The following is a 21,429-nucleotide window of genomic DNA, read 5'->3' as shown; positions in this document are numbered from 1 at the left end:
TTATTCGGTGGCATTTTCTCATTTTACTGAATGAGATTTTTGCATTTTTTTAATTAAACGAATTTGTCCGCGATGATTGATTTCATCTTCAAAAACGTGAAACCATTTAAAGTAGTTGTTAGCTGGTTTGTCATACCAAAAGTCTGTTGTTTTAAACAGCCATTCATCAGGTAATGATTGAAATGTTGCAATCGTTTTGGAACGTACTTCTTGTAATGTATTGATGTGAAATTTTATAGATTTTCCTTTTATTTTCTCGCGTCCAAGGTTCCCTAACTCAATAGCAGGTAACCAATGTTCTAATTCAGCTTCCGTCGGTTCACGGTCTTCAAAGGTATGAATTTGGTAGTAAAATTCAATAGCAGCCATATGGTACAATAACATACCAATTGAATTTGCGTCCTTATCATATAAATAATCAAGTTCTTCAATTGTTAAACCTTCCACTGCTTGCATTGTTGTATAGCGAGCGTAATTCATCATGGAAACAAGATTTGAAAATTCTCCTTGTAAACCCTCTATTTTCTCAATTATAAAATTTAATTAAAATTCCTCCTCTTTAAATGAATACTCCAGAGAAGGAATTCTATGTGCAAAGAAAAAGTTTTGTTATTAACAAGGGATTACAATTAGTTCCCGATTTGATTTTGTAATAACTTCATAGCCTTCTTTTGTAATGACGATATCGTCTTCAATTCTACAACCGCCCCAGTTCGGTATGTAAATGCCCGGCTCAACTGTAACAACCATACCTTCTTGTAAAGTTACCTTACTTTCTTGGGATAGGCGAAGCGGTTCATGTATTTCTAACCCAAGACCGTGCCCAGTAGAGTGGCCAAAGTATTGACCGTATCCATGTTCTGTAATGTAATCCCTCGTTATATCATCGATACTTTTCGCAGTTTCTCCAGGCTTAATCGCTTCAGTCCCACGTTTTAACGCTTCTCGTACAACATTGTATATTTTTTTGAATTCTTCCGATGGTTCCCCTATTGCTACAGTACGTGTTATATCGGAACAATATCCGTCGTAAAGTGCACCGAAGTCTAATGTAACGATATCCCCTCGTTCGATTATTTTATTTGATGCAACTCCATGGGGAAGTGAAGAACGAACGCCTGAGGCTACAATGATTTGGAATGAAGAAGATGTAGCCCCTTTTTTTCGCATGAAAAATTCTAATTCATCTCGTACAGCATTTTCACTTATTCCTGGTTTTAGAAACGTAAGAATGTGGTGAAATGCTTCGTCCGCGATATTAGCTGCAATTTTCATTGTTTCTATTTCAGGCGTGTCTTTAATGATACGAATATTTTCGATAATTTCGCACACTTGAATCATTTCCGCCTGTACGTATTTTTGCAAGTTTTTATATTGTTGCAATGTCATGTTGTTTTCTTCAATTCCAAGTTTTTGAATGTTTAATTTCGATACTTGATGTGCAATTTCTTTTTCTAAATTTCCTTTATGCATAATAATTTCAGCATCTTTTATTTGTGATTTCGCTTGATCTACATAGCGGAAATCAGTGATAAAAACAGCTTGATCGGCAGAGATTAAGACGACGCCAGCGCTACCTGTAAAGCCTGTTGCATATTGACGGTTTTCTTTCTTTGTAATAAGTAACCCGTCGATTCCGTAATTATGTAGTTGTTTTTGGATGTTAGTTATTCTTATATTCATTTTAATTCCTCCTTTTTACATTAATAAAGCAAGAATTGTGCCAATATATTTATTTAGAATAAAAGAGAAGAGGGTAGCTGTGTGTCAAAAAAACTAGACGGATGTAAAATATATATATAATTTTTACAGTAAGTTTTTATGTGAATGAACAATAATGTAAACTTGCAAACAAAATCTTTTTAATTTAAATATTATATTTTTTGTATAAATAAATTAAAAAATTGGTATAATAAGGGATTGTTACGTTTTTTTGTAGGTAAAGAGATGTAACGAAAAAATTGAGTTAAGGAATGTGAATGTATGAAGAAATTAAGTAAAGTAATGTCATTTTGTTTGGCCGCTAGTATGCTTGTTATAACGGGGTGTGAAACAAGTGAAAACAAAGTTCAAGTGAATAAAATGATTGACCAGCTTGATGAAGCGCCAGAAGTGACAGAAAAAGAAGCAAAAAAGATTGTAAGAAAGAGTGTAGATGGAATAGCAAACGCGTTTAGTGAGATGGAAAAAGAAAATGGATGGAGCCGAAATAATCCTGGGGATTTAGAGACAGTTAAAAAAGGAGTTAAGGGATTAGTTTCAAAAAAGTTTGTAGAGAATCAGCTTCCTGAATTGCTTAATAACTTTAATAGATCGAGAGAGACTGATATGTTACCATTCCCAAATTATTTTCAATCTGAAATAAGATTTTCTTCTTCACAAGATAAAGAAAATTTAACGGTACATACATTAAGTTTAGAAGATGAAATAGGTCATGCGGCCCAAGAATGGGAATTTCATTTGGTGTATAAAGAAGGGGAATGGTTAATGGATAAATGGTCATTCGTTTTTCCTGAAGATTTAAAACTTACAAAAGAAGAAGCAAATAGAATTTTACAAATGCCAGACGATAAGAATGTGTCATTTGTAAGTGAAGAAAATAGTGGCGATAAGAAATATATATTCAAAGATAGTAACGGATTAATTACTGTAAATGCGAAAACATCTCTTATTTCATACAATGTAGATGAAAATAGGTATGAAAAAGTAACGAAAGAAAGAAATATTCAAGAAACAGAACAAGTACAGAGAAAGGATTCCAGTGCGTATACAGGCTCAAAAGACGAGAAACAATCGCAAAAAGAATCTTCTTCAAAGATAGATAGAGCAAATGTTTTAAGCGAATTAGCTGCTATAGATAAACAAGAAAAACATACGAATGCTATGTCAACCAATGATATAGTAAATGAAATAGAAGGAAATTATGAACTGTGGGATAATAAACTAAATGAAATTTACAGTACATTAAAAAGTACGATGTCAGCTGATGCGTTCCAGTCGTTAAAAACGAAACAAATTGCGTGGGTTAAAGAAAAAGAAAGTAAAGTTAAAGCAATTGGTACTGATACAAATAACGGAACGATGAGGCGTATCGAAGCCTCAGAAGAGAAATATAAGATGACAAAAGCAAGGTGTTATGAATTAGTAAATGGGTATATGAATTAGTGTGAACGAATATAAAAAAATGCGTTGCTTATAAGCAACGCATTTTTTATTTACGCTTTTAATTTCATTACAATATCAGCATCTGGTGTTACATATACGGTTTGCTGATTGTCGTACGTAACAAAACCAAGTTTTGCACCACTCGGTTTTTTGACATGGCGTATTTTGGTGAAATCAACAGGTACAGAGCTAGACTCTTTCGCTTTACTGTAATAGGCAGCAATTTTGGCAGCTTCTAGTAAAGTTTCTTCAGCAGGCTCTAAAGAACGAATGACAACGTGAGAGCCAGGTATGTCTTTCGTATGTAACCAAATTTCATCACGGCGGGCAAACTTCGTTGTTAAATAATCATTTTGTTTATTGTTTTTACCAACGAAAATCTCTGTGCCATCACTTGCTACATATTTATCTAATACTGGTTTAGTAGGCTTTTTCTTTGCGTTTTTCGTTTTGCGATTGCGCACATAACCTTCTTCAGCTAATTCCTCACGAATTTCTTCAATATCTTTTGAAGAAGCAGCTTCCATTTGTTGAAGTAAGCTATCAAAATAAAGAATTTCTTCATTTGTTTTTTCGATTTGTTCTTCTACAACAACAACTGAATTTTTTGCTTTTTGATACTTTTGGAAATAGCGTTGTGCATTTTCAGATGGTGTTTTTAAAGGATCTAATGTAATTTTTACAGTTCCACCATTCTCATCGTAATAATTAACGACCTCAATATCTTTATCGCCCTTTTTTAAAGCGTACATATTGGCTGTAAGTAGCTCTCCAAATAGTTGATATTTATCTGCTTTTCCAGCATCTTGCAGTGTTTTTTCGAGTTTAATGAGTTTTTTCTCGTTTTTATTTTTTTCGTTTTGCATAAAGCGTTCTAAATCATGAGCTTGTTGTTTTACACGATCACGTTCTGCTTTGCCAAAGAAGAAACGATCTAACAATTCGCTCACTGAGGAGAATGTTTTTTCTTCTCCTTGCAAGTGTGTAAGAGGGAAAAGATAAAAGAATTCTTTTCCATTTGCAGTAATCATTGTAGGTGTATATGCATGAGATAGTAATGGTGTTTGTATAGAGAAAAATGCTTCTGATAATGCTTTCTCGTTTGCCATACCGGCTTTCTTTACTACTTCTTTTGCAAATAATGGGGATATTCCCATGAAAGCACCGACGAGTTGTTTATCCATATTTCCAGATAGAAAGTCTAGCGGTCTAATAAAATCATCTGCGGTTTCAATTTGCAGAGGATTGATTTTATGTTGGGCTGGTGGCGCGACGTACTCAGCACCAGCATATACAGTTCGGTGACGGTTTACGGCTAATGAAACGTGTTTTAAGCTATCTAAAATCACGTTTGTTTTCGTATCTAATAAGATAATGTTACTATGTCGTCCCATTATTTCAATTACTAATGTTTTTAATGATTCGTCTCCGATTTCATTACGACTGCGAACTGTAATTTGAATAATGCGTTCTAAGTCGATTTGTTCAATTTTTTCAATAAATCCACCTTCTAAATGTTTGCGAAGAAGCATACAGAACATCGGCGGTATTGCTGGCGAATCGTAGTTTTGATTCGTTAAGTGCATACGCGCATATGTAGGATGAGATGAAAGAATTAGTTTTTGGTTCTTTCCATTCGCTCGAATATGTAATAAAATCTCGTATTTTGAAGGTTGATATATTTTGGAAATTCTTCCTGTGTAAAGAGAATTTTCAATTTCATGTGTAATCGCTCTTGTAAATAATCCATCGAATGCCATAAATGAACACTCCTTTCTAACTAAATGTTAATTATAGCATTTTTTTGGACGAGGCTGAATAAGCTTTCAATAGAGTATGTCTGGAATCAGGAGGTCGATAGCAGGATGAACTGGTATGGAATGCGAGCACATGAAGTGGAAGAAAGAACGAATACGAATGTAAAGGTTGGACTTACAGAGAAAGAAGCAGAAGGGCGAGTAAAGAAATTTGGTACTAATGAATTAGAAGAAGCAAAAAGGCCTTCTGCACTAATGGTATTTTTAGCACAGTTTAAAGATTTCATGGTACTCGTTTTGTTTGGAGCAACAATTGTTTCTGCGTTTTTAGGTGAATACATTGATTCTATTGCTATTGTTGCCATTGTTATTATCAATGGTATTCTCGGCTTTTTTCAAGAAAGAAAAGCTGAAAAATCATTGGAAGCTTTAAAGGAACTAGCCGCTCCGCAAGTTACTGTAATGCGGAATGGAAAGTGGGTAAAAGCACCATCTAAAGCACTTGTTTTAGGGGATATTATTAAGTTTTCCAGTGGTGATCGTATTGGGGCTGATGTGCGTCTTGTTGAGGCATCAAGTTTATATATTGAAGAGTCTGCTTTGACAGGGGAGTCCGTACCTGTACAAAAGAAGGTAGAAGCATTGCAAGGGCAAGATGTTGCAATTGGGGATCAAAAAAATATGGCTTTTATGGGGACAATGATTACGCGAGGATCTGGTACAGGAGTTGTTGTAGCAACTGGTATGAATACAGCGATGGGGCAAATTGCAAATATGTTGCAAAATGCAGAGCAAATGGAAACGCCACTGCAAAGAAGGTTAGAACAGCTCGGAAAAATATTAATTATTGTAGCTCTTATTTTGACAGCGCTCGTTGTATTGGCTGGTGTGTATCAAGGGAATGAAGTATATCATATGTTTTTAGCTGGCGTATCGCTAGCTGTTGCGGCTATTCCAGAAGGATTGCCAGCAATTGTTACAGTAGCTTTATCACTTGGTGTACAGCGTATGATAAAAAAGAGAGCAATTGTAAGGAAGTTACCGGCCGTAGAAACGTTAGGCTGCGCTTCTGTTATATGCTCTGATAAAACGGGAACAATGACGCAAAACAAAATGATGGTAACACATATGTGGTCAGGCGGAGAATTGTGGAAAGTGACAGGGCAAGGATATGAACCTAATGGCTCTTTTATGAAAGGTGAAAAAGAAGTGAATCCAGCTAAGACAAAATCACTTTATCAGCTACTTACATTTGGTTCACTATGTAACAATGCAAATATTATTCAAAAGAAAAAGGCGTACGTATTAGATGGAGATCCGACAGAGGGAGCGCTTGTAGCTGCAGCAATGAAAGCTGGGATAACACGTGAGGCATTAAAAGGGAAATTTGAAATTATTCGTGAATTCCCCTTTGATTCAACTCGAAAAATGATGAGTGTTATTGTACGAGATCGAGAGGGGAAAAAGTTTATTGTTACGAAAGGAGCACCGGATGTTCTTTTGCAACTGAGTCAAACAATCTTATGGGGGGATAAGCAGCAGCCGTTAAGTGAGCTATATAGAAAAGAAGTACAGGCGGCTATTCATAGCTTAGGTAGTCAAGCGCTTCGAACAATTGCAGTTGCGTTTAAACCTTTAAAAGTCACGGATTCTATTGAACATGAAAGAGACGTTGAAAAAGATTTTATGTTGGTTGGAATACAAGGTATGATTGACCCGCCAAGGCCAGAAGTGGCGCAGGCGGTAAAAGAGTGTAAAGAAGCTGGTATTCGAACAGTAATGATTACAGGTGATCATAAAGTGACAGCAATGGCGATTGCTGAACAATTAGGAGTTTTACCACCAGATGGACGCGTTGTTGAAGGAGTAGAACTCGCGAATATGGATGTGGAGGAATTAGAAAATGTTGTAGAAGATACGTATGTATTCGCTCGTGTATCACCTGAGCATAAATTGAAAATTGTTAAGGCACTGCAAAATCAAGGACATATAGTAGCGATGACAGGTGATGGAGTGAACGATGCTCCAGCGATAAAAACAGCGGATATTGGGATAGCGATGGGAATTACAGGGACAGATGTTGCGAAAGAAGCCTCTTCACTTGTTTTACTAGACGATAATTTTGCTACAATTAAATCAGCAATTAAAGAAGGAAGAAATATATATGAGAACATACGTAAGTTCATTCGCTACTTATTGGCGTCAAATGTTGGAGAAATTTTAGTTATGTTATTTGCGATGTTACTTGCATTACCACTGCCGATGGTTCCTATTCAAATTTTATGGGTGAACTTAGTTACTGATGGTTTACCAGCGATGGCATTAGGTTTGGATAAGGCTGAAGGAGATGTGATGAAGAGAACACCGCGTCACCCGAAAGAAGGGGTATTCGCTAGAGGGCTTGCGTGGAAAATAATAAGTCGAGGGTTTTTAATTGGAGCAGTGACGTTAGTGGCGTTTATTATTGCGTATAACCAACATCCAAATGAACTGAAATATGCACAAACTGTAGCGTTCGCGACGTTGGTACTTGCTCAGCTTATTCATGTATTTGATTGTCGTAGTGAGCATTCTGTCTTTCACCGTAATCCATTTGGGAACGTGTATTTAGTAGGGGCGGTTATTATTTCGTTACTACTCATGCTAGTGGTTATATATTATCCACCGTTACAACCAATCTTTAGCACAATGCCGATACAAGCAAGAGATTGGTTATTAATTGGAGGTTTGTCATCAATTCCGACTTTCTTACTAGTAGGTTCTTTATTAACAGGGAAAAAGGCTAAGAAGAAAAAGCCGATATTATATAAGAAGGGATTAAACTTGAAATAGTCAATGTTATGAAAATGTGATATAATTTACAGAAGGTAGTAGAGCCTTGTCTCTATTACCTTTTTCATTGAGTTATTTTATGGCTTGGATGTGATAAAAATGATTTCTAGTATGACAGGGTTTGGAAGATCGAAAGTAGAAAGTGATACTTTTCAAATTACAGTAGAAATGAAATCGGTGAACCACCGTTTTTTAGAGATGAGTATTCGACTTCCTAAGCAAATGATGGTATTTGAGGACAAAATTCGTAAAATAATTGCACAGCAAGTTCGACGTGGACGCATTGAAGTGTCTATTAGTATAGCGGGTGAAGGACTTGTTGAAAGAAAATTAAGTGTGAATTGGTCACTTCTTGAGCAGTACCAATCGATGATGGAAGATATAAAAGGAAAATTTCAATTACAAGATTCTATTACACTTCAGCAATTAATGGCAATGCCAGAAGTAACAGCAATTGAAGAAATAGAAAATGTAAATGAACATTTTGAGAACAGTTTATATGAGGCTGTTCGTCAAGCTGCTCATATGTTGAAAACGATGAGAGATGGCGAAGGAGAACGATTACATAAAGATATAGCGTATCGTTTACAAGAGATTAGCAATTGTGTAAATGCAATTATTCCACATGCACCAATTGTTACACAAAAATATCGTGAACGATTAGAAAATCGCTTAAAAGAATTACATAATCAAGATCTAGATGAACAAAGATTGCTAACAGAAGTCGCAATCTTTGCAGAGCGTTGTGATATTCATGAAGAGTTAGTTCGTTTGCAAAGTCATTTAGAGCAATTTCGTGAAACATTGCAGATTGAAGAGCCTGTTGGAAGGAAAATGGATTTCATCGTGCAAGAGATGCATAGAGAAATTAATACGATTGGTTCTAAGGCAAATGACTTAACAATTTCAAAATATGTTGTAGAAATGAAAAATAACCTTGAAAAAATTCGTGAACAAGTACAAAATATTGAGTAGCTTTCAAAAAATATATAAAGTTATACGTGGTGGAGAAATCGGATAGACTTACTAGGAGGCGCAAACTATGGCCATGCGGTTTTTAAATATTGGATACGGAAATATTGTATCTGCTCATCGAATTATTGCTATTGTAAGTCCGGAGTCAGCTCCTATTAAACGAACAGTACAGGAAGCACGCGAACATAATGCTTTGCTTGATGCTACGTATGGGAGAAAAACAAGGGCGGTTATTGTTATGGATGATGGGCATGTTGTATTAAGTCCAATTCAACCAGAGACGATTGCACATCGTTTGAATAATAAAGAAGATTTAAGTGAGGAAGGGTAGGTTTTACATATTTATGAGAAGTAGAAGAGGATTGCTCATCGTTCTTTCAGGGCCTTCTGGGGTTGGAAAAGGGACGGTTCGTAAAGAGCTGTTTAGCCATGAGGATACACGTTTTCAGTACTCTATTTCAGTAACGACACGTAAGCCGCGTGAAGGTGAAGTAGATGGTGTGGATTATTTCTTTAAAGAAAGAGAAGAATTCGAGGAAATGATTCGTAATGAAAAATTACTTGAGTGGGCTGAGTTCGTAGGTAATTATTACGGAACACCGATTGACTATGTTGAAAAAACATTACAAGAAGGAAAAGATGTATTCTTAGAAATTGAAGTGCAAGGAGCAATTCAAGTTAAGAAAGCTTTCCCAGAAGGTGTATTTATTTTCTTAGCACCTCCAAGTTTATCTGAACTAAAAAGCCGTATTGTCGGACGTGGTACAGAGACTGAAGATGTTATTGAAAATCGTTTAACTGTAGCGAAAGAAGAAATCGAGATGATGGACGCTTACGACTATGTAGTAGAAAACGATCAAGTTGAATTAGCTTGTGATAGAATTAAAGCAATTGTGGTTGGCGAACATTGCCGCCGCGAAAGGGTAGCAAAATATTATAAAGAAATGACGGAGGGTCTATAATTATGTTAAATCCATCAATTGACTCATTACTACAAAAAATCGATTCTAAGTACACATTAGTAACAGTAGCTGCAAAACGCGCGCGTGAAATGCAACTTGCTAATAACTGTGTTGTAGAAAAACCTGTTTCTCATAAATGTGTAGGTAAAGCATTAGAAGAAATCGATGCAGAAGCATTAAGCTACGTACCAAGTGAAGATAAAGTAGCTGAATAAGCCTTTGCCTTCGACAAAATAAAACATAGACTTTATAATTTTCTATGTAACGGTAACAACCTATTTACAAGTAGGTTGTTATTTTTTTACGAAAGGAATGAAATATTGGTACTGACGAGCTGAGAATTCTATTTCAGTATTATAAGTTTGAAAAAGAAAGAGGACGAGTCATATGCTAAAAGGGAAAAAGATACTTCTATGTGTAACAGGAGGCATTGCGGTTTTTAAAGCAGCTGCGTTAACGAGTAAATTGACACAATCTGGCGCGATTGTAAAAGTAATGATGAGTGAGTCGGCAATGAAGTTTGTTACGCCTCTTACATTCCAAGCGCTTTCTCGCCATGATGTATATACGGATACATTTGATGAGAAAGACTCAGCTGTTATTGCTCATATTGATTTAGCAGATTGGGCGGATGTTGTACTTGTCGCACCTGCTACTGCCAATTGTATTGGAAAGTTAGCTGGTGGTATTGCAGATGATATGATTACAACTACTTTGTTAGCTACTACAGCTCCGGTATGGATTGCGCCTGCTATGAATGTGCATATGTATGAAAATAAAATAGTTCAAAAAAATATGATGACATTGAAAACGCTAGGATATACATTTATTGAGCCTGGGGAAGGCTTTTTAGCATGTGGATATGTAGCGAAGGGACGACTAGAAGAACCTGAAGCAATTATTGCACGGTTAGAGGAAGCTTTATCAGAACACAAACCATTGCAGGGAAAAAGAATATTAATAACTGCTGGCCCAACACGTGAAAAGGTTGATCCAGTTCGTTTTATGACAAATTTTTCTTCTGGAAAAATGGGGTATGCGATTGCGGAAGTGGCAGCGAATTTAGGCGCTGATGTTATACTCGTTTCAGGACCGACAGCATTAAATCCACCGTTACATGTAACGACAGTGCAAGTGGAATGTGCACAAGATATGTTAGAAGTGGTTCTTCAACATTATCAAAACGTAGACGTTGTCATTAAAACAGCAGCAGTTGCAGATTATCGTCCGAAATATGTTCATGAGAATAAAATGAAAAAGCAAAATGGTGATGCTGTCATTGAACTTGAAAGAACGGTGGATATTTTAAAAACGTTAGGTCAGAAAAAGGATAAACAGTTACTTATCGGTTTTGCTGCTGAAACGACAAATGTAGAGGAATATGCAACGAAAAAACTACGTGAGAAAAATGCAGATATGATTGTCGCGAATGATGTAAAAGCGCAAGGAGCTGGATTTGGCACGGATACGAATATTGTAACAATGTATAGAAAAGATGGAAAAGTTATTGAGTTGCCAATTTTAATGAAAAAAGAGGTAGCTCGTGAAATATTGAAGCAAATTGAAATGATGTTAGAAGATGATCGTTTATGAAATTTGCAAGTGTAATTGTTGATGTACCTGCCCGTCAGACAGATCGACCATTTGATTACATTATCCCTAAAAAATGGGAAGATATTGTACAGACAGGAATGCGTGTAGTAGTTCCGTTTGGCCCAAGAAAATTGCAAGGTTTTATTATTGGGATTAAAGATTCGGTGGATGTAGAAAGTAAGAAGTTAAAGACAATCCATGAAATATTAGATGTAACACCGGTTTTAAATGATGAATTATTAAAGCTTGGATATTGGCTTACAAGTGAAACGTTATGCTACATGATTTCAGCTTTTCAAGTGATGCTTCCAACTGCGATAAAAGCAACGTATAAAAAACGTCTACAACTTTGTAAACAGGAAGAAATAGCACCTGAAATACTATATTTATTTCAGGATAAAGAAGCAATTGATTTTGAAGTAATCGAGCAACAGCCACATTTATACCGAACTATTCAACAAGAAATTAAAAATGGTACGGTTGAAGTCGTTTATCAAGTGAAAGATAAAGTACAAAAGAAGAAGCAAAGAGTGGTTCAGCCGGAGTTGCCAGAAGATAAATTGGAATTAGCGGCATTTGAACTGAAAAGTAAAAAACAACAAGATGTACTTTATTATTTTGTGGAAAATTATAAAAGTGCACCGTTGAAAGTAATTACAGAAGAGTTACAAATAACAGATGCTCCAATAAAAGCACTTGTTAAAAAGGGATTCATTTCAGAAAAGTATGTGGAAGTATACCGAAATCCGTATGACGATGATGATTTTGAACAAACAAAACCATTTCCACTTACGGAGGAACAAAAACAAGTTATTACACCGATTTTATCATCAATTACAAATGAAACTTATAATCCATTTTTACTATATGGTGTTACAGGAAGTGGAAAGACAGAAGTATATTTACAATCTATAGCAGCAGTGCTCAAGAAAGGAAAAGAAGCTATCGTTCTTGTTCCTGAAATTGCACTAACGCCCCAAATGGTGGATCGTTTTAAAGGTAGGTTTGGCTCACAAGTTGCAGTTCTTCATAGTGCGTTGTCTGTTGGAGAAAAGTATGACGAGTGGCGTAAGATTTTAAGAAAAGAAGTGAAAGTTGTAGTTGGTGCGCGTTCAGCTGTTTTTGCGCCTTTTGAGAATTTAGGGATTATTATTATTGATGAAGAGCATGAATCAAGTTACAAACAAGAAGATAATCCGAGGTATCATGCAAGAGATGTAGCTGTCTGGAGAGGACAATATCATAAATGTCCTATCGTTCTTGGTAGTGCGACACCAACACTTGAATCGTTTGCAAGGGCGAAAAAAGGTGTTTATGAACTATTAACAATGGAAAAACGTATGAATGAACAAGCTTTACCAACGGTAGAGATTGTTGACATGCGAGAAGAACTTCGTGACGGGAATCGATCAATGTTTTCTAAGGCGCTGCATGAAAAAATAGCAGATCGATTAGAAAAGAAAGAACAAATGGTACTCTTTTTAAATAGAAGAGGTCATTCTACATTTGTTATGTGCCGTGATTGTGGGTATGTTGTTCAATGTCCGCATTGTGATATTTCATTGACATATCATAAAATGAATCATCGTTTAAAATGTCATTATTGTAGTTACGAAGAGAATATGCCAACTGAGTGTCCAGCTTGTCAAAGTACATACATTCGTTTCTTTGGTACAGGTACACAAAAGGTAGAAGAAGAAATTACAAAACTATTTCCAGAGGCACGAGTCATTCGAATGGATGTAGATACGACAAGTCGAAAAGGAATGCATGAAAAATTATTAAAGGCGTTCGGGGAAGAAAAAGCAGATATATTACTCGGAACACAAATGATTGCTAAAGGATTAGATTTTCCGAAAGTAACGCTCGTTGGGGTGTTAACTGCAGATACGATGCTTCACTTACCTGATTTTCGGGCGAGTGAAAAGACATATCAGCTATTGACGCAAGTAAGTGGACGAGCGGGTAGACATGAATTGCCAGGGGAAGTTGTGATTCAAACGTATACGCCAGAACATTACAGTATAGAGTTAGCGAAGAACCAACAATATGATGTGTTTTTTGACCAAGAAATGCAAATGAGACGAACAAGACAATACCCCCCATATTACTATGTTGTACTCGTAACTGTATCTCATCCTGAATTATTAAAAGCGGTACAAGTGACGGAAAAAATTGCCTCGTATTTACGAACGCATTGCTCACAGCAAACAATGGTGCTAGGACCAGTTGCTTCAGCGATTCCAAGGATAAAAGATAGATATCGTTATCAATGCATGATAAAATACAAACGGGAACCAAACTTAAAGAACGTGCTCAAAATGGTAAATGAACATTATCAAGCAGAAATGCAAAAAGAGCTACAAATCTCAATTGATTTTAATCCAACAATGTTAATGTAGCGGAGGGAAATATGGCAGTTTTAGAAATAATAAAGCATCCAAATGAAGTGTTAGAAACACCATGCGAAAGAGTAATTAACTTTGATAAAAAGTTAGTGAAATTGTTGAAAGATATGCATGAAACAATGTTAATTGCGGACGGAGTCGGTTTAGCTGCGCCTCAAGTAGGTGTAAGCTTGCAAGTAGCGGTTGTTGATGTCGATGATGATACTGGGAAAATCGAGTTAATCAATCCATCAATATTAGAAAAACGTGGTGAACAAGTAGGTCCCGAAGGCTGTTTAAGCTTCCCGGGACTTTATGGTGAAGTAGAACGTGCCGATTATATTAAAGTAAGAGCACAAAATCGCCGTGGGAAAGTATTCTTATTAGAAGCGGAAGGATTTTTAGCGCGTGCAATTCAACATGAAATCGATCATTTACACGGTGTTTTATTTACATCGAAAGTGACAAGATATTATGAAGAAAACGAACTAGAATAGGTGTTAAAAGGAGCGGTTTTTAAATGATAAAAGTAGTGTTTATGGGAACACCGGACTTTTCAGTGCCGGTGCTTCGTCGTCTTATTGAAGATGGCTATGAGGTAGTAGGTGTTGTGACGCAACCTGATCGTCCAGTAGGTAGAAAAAAAGTATTAACACCTACACCTGTTAAAGTTGAAGCGGAAAAACATGGTATCCCTGTGTTACAGCCGTTAAAAATTCGTGAAAAAGATGAATATGAAAAAGTATTGGCATTAGAGCCAGATTTAATTGTAACAGCTGCATTTGGGCAGATTGTACCAAATGAAATTTTAGAAGCACCGAAGTATGGATGTATTAATGTTCACGCGTCTTTACTTCCTGAACTTCGTGGTGGTGCACCAATTCATTATGCAATTATGGAAGGTAAAGAAAAAACAGGTATTACAATTATGTATATGGTAGAAAAATTGGATGCTGGTGATATCTTAACGCAAGTGGAAGTTGAAATTGAAGAGCGTGAAACGACAGGCTCATTATTTGATAAATTAAGTGAAGCAGGAGCACACCTTCTATCTAAAACAGTACCTTTATTAATCCAAGGTAAGTTAGAACCGATTAAACAAAACGAAGAAGAAGTAACGTTTGCGTACAATATAAAACGTGAGCAAGAGAAAATTGATTGGACAAAAACAGGTGAAGAAGTATACAATCACATTCGCGGATTGAATCCATGGCCAGTTGCTTATACAACTTTAGCAGGACAAGTTGTTAAAGTATGGTGGGGAGAAAAAGTGCCTGTAACTGAACCGGCTGAAGCAGGTACGATTGTTGCAATCGAAGAAGATGGTTTTGTTGTAGCAACGAGTAATGAAACAGGTGTTAAAATTACTGAATTGCAACCTTCTGGTAAAAAGCGTATGAGTTGTTCACAATTTTTACGTGGAACAAAACCTGAAATTGGAACGAAGTTAGGAGAAAATGCATGAGACAAAATGTTCGTGAATTAGCTCTTGATGGTTTAATTCAAGTGGAAAAAAGTGGTGCATATAGCAACTTACTTTTAAATAATCTAATTGAAAAAAGTACAATTGATAGAAAAGATATTGGTTTATTAACTGAAATTGTATATGGAACGATTCAACGTCGTGACACATTAGATTATTATTTACAGCCTTTTTTAAAAAAGAAGGTTGAGGCGTGGGTAAGAGTATTGCTTCGCTTATCTTTATATCAAATGATTTATTTAGACCGAGTGCCAGAAAGAGCGGCTATTCATGAAGCGGTTGAGATTGCAAAGCGTCGCGGGCATAAAGGAATTGCTGGTATGGTGAACGGTGTATTACGTTCGATTCAGAGAGAAGGTGTACCTTCTGTAGATGAAATCAAGGATCCAGTAGAACGTCTTGCAATTACAACAAGTCATCCAGTTTGGCTTGTACAAGAGTGGACTTCTGCATATGGCTTAGAAACTGCAGAGAAAATGTGCGAAGTAAACATGTTACCACCTGTACCAACAGCGCGTGTGAATGTTGATAAGGTAACGGTAGAAGAAGCGATTGAGTTGTTGGCAAGTGAAGGTATAGAAGCAAAACGTGGTGACTTGTCAGATGATGCAATTCAGATTGAAAGAGGAAATGTAGCGCATACAGAAGCGTTTAAAAAAGGATTTCTTTCTATTCAAGATGAAAGTTCTATGCTTGTAGCACGCGCTTTAGAACCGAATACGGGAGATGCAGTTCTTGATAGTTGTGCTGCTCCAGGCGGAAAAACAACGCATATCGCGGAACGATTAAAGGGAACTGGTAAGGTCATGTCCCTTGATTTACATGCACACAAAGTACGTTTAATTAAACAGCAAGCAGAGCGACTTGGTCTAGAAAATGTCGAAACAAAAGCGCTAGATGCTAGAAAAGTGCAAGAGCACTTTGCAAATGAAACGTTTGATAAAATATTGGTAGATGCACCGTGTTCTGGATTTGGTGTAATTAGACGTAAACCTGATATTAAGTTAGGAAAAGATAAAGGCGATAGTGAAAGATTATCGACGATTCAAATTGCAATACTAGAAAAAATAGCACCATTATTAAAACAAGGCGGTCGTCTTGTTTATAGTACGTGCACAATTGAGAAAATAGAAAATGAACAAGTAATAGAGAAATTTTTACAAGAACATCCTGAATTTGAATGGGATACTACGCTTAAAGAGCGTATGCCAGAAAAATTAACTCCGTATATTGATGAAGGTCAAGTACAAATTTTACCGCATTATTTTGCGACGGATGGCTTTTATATTGCTTGTTTAAGGAAGAAGGTGTAGCATCATGGAAACGACTGTAAGAAAACAAAAGAAAAATTTAGAAACGAAGAAACCATCAATTTACTCTTTACAACTTCATGAAATGCAAGATTGGTTAAAGGAACAAGGAGAACCGAAGTTCCGTGCTGGACAAATTTTTGATTGGTTATATAAAAAACGTGTAAAAAATTATGAGGATATGTCAAACCTTTCTAAAGGATTGCGTGATAAATTGTCGAATTCCTTTGATATTACTACTTTAAACACGTTAGTAAAACAAACGTCTTCGGATGGAACAATTAAATTCTTATTCCAATTATATGACGGATATTCTATTGAAACGGTATTAATGCGACACGAATATGGAAATTCCATTTGTGTAACAACGCAAGTTGGTTGTCGTATTGGGTGTACGTTCTGTGCTTCGACACTTGGTGGATTAAAGCGAAACCTAGAAGCTGGAGAAATCGTAGCGCAAGTAGTAGAAGTTCAGCGCGCGCTTGATGAAACAGAAGAACGTGTAAGTTCTCTTGTTGTTATGGGGATTGGAGAACCATTTGATAACTATGATAATTTAATGGGATTCTTACGCATCATTAACCATGAAAAAGGACTTCATATTGGTGCGAGACATATGACTGTTTCGACGAGTGGAATTATCCCGAAAATTTATAAGTTTGCTGAAGAAGATCTACAAATTAATTTTGCGATTTCATTGCATGCTCCAAACTCAGAATTACGTTCAAAATTAATGCCGATTAACCGTGCTTATAAATTACCAGATTTAATGGAAGCTATTAAATACTATGTAAATAGAACAGGGCGTCGTATTACTTTTGAATATGGATTATTTGGAGGAGAAAATGACCAAGTAGAGCATGCTGAAGAGCTTGCTGCGCTCTTAAAAGGTGTAAAATGTCATGTGAACTTGATTCCGGTAAACTACGTACCTGAACGTGATTATGTACGTACGCCACGTGAACAAATTTTCTTGTTCGAGAAAACGTTAAAAGATCGTGGAGTGAATGTAACGATTCGCCGTGAACAAGGTCATGATATTGATGCAGCCTGCGGTCAGTTGCGTGCGAAGGAGCGCAAAGAAGAGACGAGGTGACGAGATGAAAGCCGTATTTCTATCGGATAAAGGAAAAGTTCGTCAACATAATGAAGATAGTGCAGGAGTTTTTCACAATTTAGATGGAAATGTATTAGCGGTAGTAGCAGATGGAATGGGAGGTCATCGAGCTGGTGATGTAGCTAGCTCGATGGCCATTCAATTATTCCATGATTATTGGAAGCAAACACATAATATGAATGAGCCGAAAAAAGTAGAACAATGGTTACATACTAGTGTTGGGATTATTAATGAGCGTATATATGAATACGCTCAGCAAAATGCAGAATGTAATGGTATGGGAACAACGCTTATAATAGCTGTTTGTACACCAAGCTTTGTGACAATAGGGCATATAGGAGATAGTCGTTGCTATATGGTATCAGAAGGAGAAATGACGCTAGTAACGGAAGATCATTCACTTGTAAATGAGCTTGTGAAACATGGTGAAATTTCAAAGGAAGACGCAGAGTATCATCCGAAAAAGAATGTGTTATTAAGAGCATTAGGAACAGAAGAAAAAGTTGGGTTAGATGTTAAAACGTTGGTGATTGAGGAAGATGATCAATTACTTCTTTGCTCTGATGGATTATCAAACAAAGTTTCTATTGATGATATGCGACAAATTTTACAGTTAAATGAACAGCTTGAAGGTAAAGGGCAGCGTCTCATTCAATTGGCAAATGATCGCGGTGGAGAAGATAATATCACACTTGTTCTTATTGATTATGCGGGTTCGACAAACGAAAGTAGGTGAAGTGCAACGTGCTGATTGGAAAACGCTTAAATGACCGTTATAAGCTGCTGAAAATGATTGGTGGTGGCGGAATGGCCAATGTATATTTAGCTCATGATGATATACTTGGCCGAGATGTAGCGGTAAAAATATTAAGACTCGACTACTCAAATAACGAAGAGTTTATTAAACGTTTCCATCGAGAAGCGCAGTCTGTTACAACGTTGTCGCATCCAAATATTGTGAATATGTATGATGTCGGAGAAGAAGATGGTATATACTATCTTGTCATGGAATATGTACCAGGGCAAACATTGAAGCAATACATAATTGAGCGAGGGATGTTACCTATAGGAGAAGCTCTTGATATTATGGAGCAGTTAACATCCGCTATGGCACATGCCCATCATTTTGAAATTGTGCATCGTGATATAAAGCCGCACAATATTTTAATTCGAGCTGATGGAATAATAAAAGTAACAGATTTTGGAATTGCGACAGCTACAAGTGCAACAACAATTACACATACAAATTCAGTGCTCGGTTCAGTCCATTATTTATCACCAGAACAGGCACGTGGTGGGATAGCAAATAAACAATCAGATATCTATTCTCTTGGGATAGTTATGTTTGAATTGTTAACAGGAAGACAACCGTTTTCTGGCGAATCTGCTGTTGCCATAGCTTTAAAACATTTACAAAGTGAAATCCCATCACCAAAAAGATGGAATGAAAATATTCCGCAAAGTGTTGAAAATATTATATTAAAGGCAACTGCAAAAGATCCGTTTCACCGATATCAATCTGCTAATGCGATGAAGCGAGATATTGAAACTGCGCTATATCCAGAGAGGATAAATGAGCAACCATTTTACATACCGGAAGATATGGAAGCGACAAAAGCGATTCCGATTATTCAACAAGAACAATTATTTGAAAATGTAAGTGATGAAACGATTGTTTTAAAAGGGAGTAAGATGGAAGAACCGATAAGAGCAGAAGCAGCTGAGTTAGATAAGAAGAAAAAACGGAGTAGCAAGTGGCTTAAAGTTTTAATTTCAACATTTTTATTTTTAGCAATAGGAATAACATTAGCACTTACGGTTATTCCAGGATTATTTATTCCGAAAGATGTGAAAGTTCCTGATGTGGCTGGTATGAAATACACGACAGCTGTAAATACATTAGTAGAAAAGGGCTTTGAGGTGACGGAGCCTAATATTGTATATACAGATGATGTTGAAGTTGGGGATGTAATAAAAACGGACCCTGTAGCAGGAAGAGTCGTAAAAGAAAACGCTAAAATTACTATCTATCAATCAGGTGGAAAAAAGAAAAGTAAGATGGCAAATTTCACAGGTCAAAACTTTGAGAGTGTAAAAGCTGAGTTAGAAGAAAAATATAAACAAGTTACGGTAAATTATATTGAAAATGATAAGCCGAAAGGTGAAATTGTAGAACAAATTCCGACGCCTGATCAGATGGTTATAGAAGCGGAGCAAGAACTGAAAATCTGGGTAAGTAAAGGGCCTTATCAAATTAGACCAGGTGACTTTTCGGGGTGGACTGAAAATAGTGTAACTGGTTATTTGAATGAGAGAAAACTAACGTCAGATATAAAACGAGAGTATTCAGATACAGTCGAAAAAGGACTTGTAATTTCGCAATTTCCAAAACCAGGTACACCATTAAAAGAGGGAGATAAAGTAACTATTATTATCTCTGATGGTCAAAAGCCTAAAGTGACTAAAACGGTAAAAGTGGACAATATCTCTATCCCATATGAGCCTGCTGTAACAGGTGAAAAAAAGCCGCAAACAATAGAAATTTATAAAGAAGACATGCAGCAAAAAATGGATAGACCGGTTGAAACGAGAACAATTACTGAATCAGCGACTATTTCTTTAGAATTTGTAATTCAAGAAGGTTCAAAGGGACACTATAAAATTGTACGGGATGGAGTAACGATTATTGATAAAGAAGTACCATATCCAACTCAATAATAGTGAAAGTCTACTTATTATTATTGCCTGTTATGCTGTCTACAAAGTGGACGGTATAGCAGGCAAAAATATATGATTCAAAAAGCTAGTAAAGTGATGCAGCTGTAAATATTTTTTTGCATTTAATGGGAAATTCAATGTATATTAGCGAAAGTATATATGGTAGGTTTTGAAATCGTTATTTGGAAAATTTAAATCCATTCATTTTTAAATTCAGCATCACCTTATACAAAAAAGGAGAATTCTATGCCAGAAGGAAAAATTATAAAAGCTTTAAGTGGGTTTTATTACGTGCAGCATGAAGAAGGGGTTACGCAATGTCGTGGGCGAGGTGTATTTAGAAAAAATAAAATTACACCACTTGTAGGAGACCAAGTTGTTTTTCAGGCAGATAATCCAACTGAAGGTTATGTGCTTGAAGTGTTTGATCGAAAAAATGAACTTGTTAGACCTCCTATTGCTAATGTCGATCAAGCGATCCTTGTGTTCTCTGCAGTAGAACCAGATTTTAATCCTGGACTGTTAGATCGATTTTTAGTGCTGATTGAATATCATAACATTAAGCCAATTATTTGTATTAGCAAGATGGATTTAGTAGATGAAAAGATGAAAGCAACTGTTGAAGCTTATGCGAATGATTATCGTGAGATGGGTTATGATGTTTTATTTACTTCTATTAATACGTCAGAAAGTATTGATATATTAAAACCATACTTAGAAAATTGTGTTTCTGTCGTTGCGGGCCAATCTGGTGTTGGGAAATCTTCAATGCTTAATGTGCTACGTCCAGAATTAGAGCTGAAAACAAATGATATTTCTTCCCATTTAGGACGCGGGAAGCATACGACAAGACACGTAGAATTAATTGCAATTGGGAGTGGACTAGTAGCAGATACACCGGGTTTTAGTTCACTAGATTTCATTGATATAGAAGTAGAAGATCTTACATATTGTTTTCCAGAGTTGAAAGAAGCGAGCCAATACTGTAAATTTAGAGGGTGTACACATCTTTCTGAACCGAAATGTGCGGTGAAAGCTGCGGTTGAAGAAGGGAAGATTACAGAATATCGCTATAAGAACTATAAACAATTCGTAGAAGAAATTAGAGAGAGAAAGCCGAGGTATTAGTT

Annotated in this window: 18 protein-coding genes; 15 read left to right on the top strand and 3 right to left on the bottom strand. The window is 36.3% G+C overall.

Annotated elements, in window-relative coordinates:
• Positions 1-18: 18 nt before the first annotated feature.
• The gene (locus BHV55_RS19435) at positions 19-483 is read right to left on the bottom strand and encodes a DinB family protein (protein WP_070756917.1); all 465 of its coding nucleotides are present in this window, start codon (positions 481-483) and stop codon (positions 19-21) included.
• A 129-nt stretch (positions 484-612) separates the two neighbouring features.
• Positions 613-1,683 carry a M24 family metallopeptidase gene (locus BHV55_RS19430; protein ID WP_001026208.1) on the bottom strand — a complete coding sequence of 357 codons (1,071 nt, stop codon included), beginning with the start codon at positions 1,681-1,683 and terminating at the stop codon, positions 613-615.
• 300 nt (positions 1,684-1,983) lie between these two features.
• On the opposite strand from BHV55_RS19430, the gene BHV55_RS19425 reads away from it, so the two are divergent.
• Entirely contained in the window at positions 1,984-3,165 is a 1,182-nt protein-coding gene (locus BHV55_RS19425) for a lysozyme inhibitor LprI family protein (protein ID WP_000736527.1), read from the top strand.
• 50 nt (positions 3,166-3,215) lie between these two features.
• On the opposite strand, the gene BHV55_RS19420 is transcribed toward BHV55_RS19425, so the two are convergent.
• A complete protein-coding gene (locus BHV55_RS19420; protein WP_000863279.1) occupies positions 3,216-4,925 on the bottom strand; it encodes an Rqc2 family fibronectin-binding protein in 1,710 nt (569 codons plus the stop codon).
• Between the two features lie 105 nt (positions 4,926-5,030).
• On the opposite strand from BHV55_RS19420, the gene BHV55_RS19415 reads away from it, so the two are divergent.
• The 14 genes from BHV55_RS19415 to rsgA all read left to right on the top strand — a co-directional run bounded on the left by BHV55_RS19415 (position 5,031) and on the right by rsgA (position 21,427).
• Positions 5,031-7,754 carry a calcium-translocating P-type ATPase, SERCA-type gene (locus BHV55_RS19415; RefSeq protein WP_001104775.1) on the top strand — a complete coding sequence of 908 codons (2,724 nt, stop codon included), beginning with the start codon at positions 5,031-5,033 and terminating at the stop codon, positions 7,752-7,754.
• 99 nt (positions 7,755-7,853) lie between these two features.
• Positions 7,854-8,729: a YicC/YloC family endoribonuclease gene (locus tag BHV55_RS19410; RefSeq protein WP_000625869.1), complete on the top strand. Its 876-nt coding sequence runs from the start codon at positions 7,854-7,856 to the stop codon at positions 8,727-8,729.
• 67 nt (positions 8,730-8,796) lie between these two features.
• On the top strand, positions 8,797-9,060 hold the full coding sequence (gene remA / locus BHV55_RS19405) for an extracellular matrix/biofilm regulator RemA (RefSeq protein ID WP_001251456.1): 264 nt from the start codon (positions 8,797-8,799) through the stop codon (positions 9,058-9,060).
• A gap of 13 nt (positions 9,061-9,073) precedes the next feature.
• Positions 9,074-9,691, top strand: a complete 618-nt coding sequence (gene gmk / locus BHV55_RS19400) for a guanylate kinase (protein ID WP_001257741.1) — start codon at positions 9,074-9,076, stop codon at positions 9,689-9,691.
• A 2-nt stretch (positions 9,692-9,693) separates the two neighbouring features.
• Complete coding sequence (gene rpoZ, locus BHV55_RS19395) at positions 9,694-9,906, top strand: DNA-directed RNA polymerase subunit omega (protein WP_000933960.1); 213 nt, start codon at positions 9,694-9,696, stop codon at positions 9,904-9,906.
• Positions 9,907-10,078: 172 nt separating this feature from the next.
• A complete protein-coding gene (gene coaBC / locus BHV55_RS19390) occupies positions 10,079-11,284 on the top strand; it encodes a bifunctional phosphopantothenoylcysteine decarboxylase/phosphopantothenate--cysteine ligase CoaBC (protein ID WP_070756916.1) in 1,206 nt (401 codons plus the stop codon).
• Positions 11,281-13,686 (top strand): primosomal protein N', encoded by a 2,406-nt coding sequence (gene priA / locus BHV55_RS19385; protein WP_000666715.1) that lies wholly within the window; start codon positions 11,281-11,283, stop codon positions 13,684-13,686. The genes coaBC and priA overlap by 4 nt, the downstream gene beginning before the upstream one ends.
• Positions 13,687-13,697: 11 nt before the next feature.
• Entirely contained in the window at positions 13,698-14,168 is a 471-nt protein-coding gene (def, locus tag BHV55_RS19380; RefSeq protein ID WP_000279455.1) for a peptide deformylase, read from the top strand.
• 23 nt (positions 14,169-14,191) lie between these two features.
• Complete coding sequence (gene fmt, locus BHV55_RS19375) at positions 14,192-15,136, top strand: methionyl-tRNA formyltransferase (RefSeq protein ID WP_000598805.1); 945 nt, start codon at positions 14,192-14,194, stop codon at positions 15,134-15,136.
• A complete protein-coding gene (gene rsmB, locus BHV55_RS19370; RefSeq protein WP_070756915.1) occupies positions 15,133-16,467 on the top strand; it encodes a 16S rRNA (cytosine(967)-C(5))-methyltransferase RsmB in 1,335 nt (444 codons plus the stop codon). Before fmt ends, rsmB begins: the two co-directional genes overlap by 4 nt.
• 4 nt (positions 16,468-16,471) lie before the next feature.
• Entirely contained in the window at positions 16,472-17,560 is a 1,089-nt protein-coding gene (gene rlmN / locus BHV55_RS19365) for a dual-specificity RNA methyltransferase RlmN (protein ID WP_000450541.1), read from the top strand.
• A gap of 4 nt (positions 17,561-17,564) precedes the next feature.
• Positions 17,565-18,317 (top strand): Stp1/IreP family PP2C-type Ser/Thr phosphatase, encoded by a 753-nt coding sequence (locus BHV55_RS19360; RefSeq protein ID WP_070756914.1) that lies wholly within the window; start codon positions 17,565-17,567, stop codon positions 18,315-18,317.
• An 8-nt stretch (positions 18,318-18,325) separates the two neighbouring features.
• Positions 18,326-20,299, top strand: a complete 1,974-nt coding sequence (gene pknB, locus BHV55_RS19355; protein ID WP_058840176.1) for a Stk1 family PASTA domain-containing Ser/Thr kinase — start codon at positions 18,326-18,328, stop codon at positions 20,297-20,299.
• A 246-nt stretch (positions 20,300-20,545) separates the two neighbouring features.
• Entirely contained in the window at positions 20,546-21,427 is an 882-nt protein-coding gene (rsgA, locus tag BHV55_RS19350; protein ID WP_001113932.1) for a ribosome small subunit-dependent GTPase A, read from the top strand.
• Positions 21,428-21,429: the final 2 nt, after the last annotated feature.

Source organism: Bacillus sp. RZ2MS9 (assembly GCF_001816185.2).
GTDB lineage: Bacteria > Bacillota > Bacilli > Bacillales > Bacillaceae_G > Bacillus_A > Bacillus_A cereus.
Note: the sequence above shows the minus strand (reverse complement) of the source record. Positions and strands in the feature narration are given on the sequence as shown.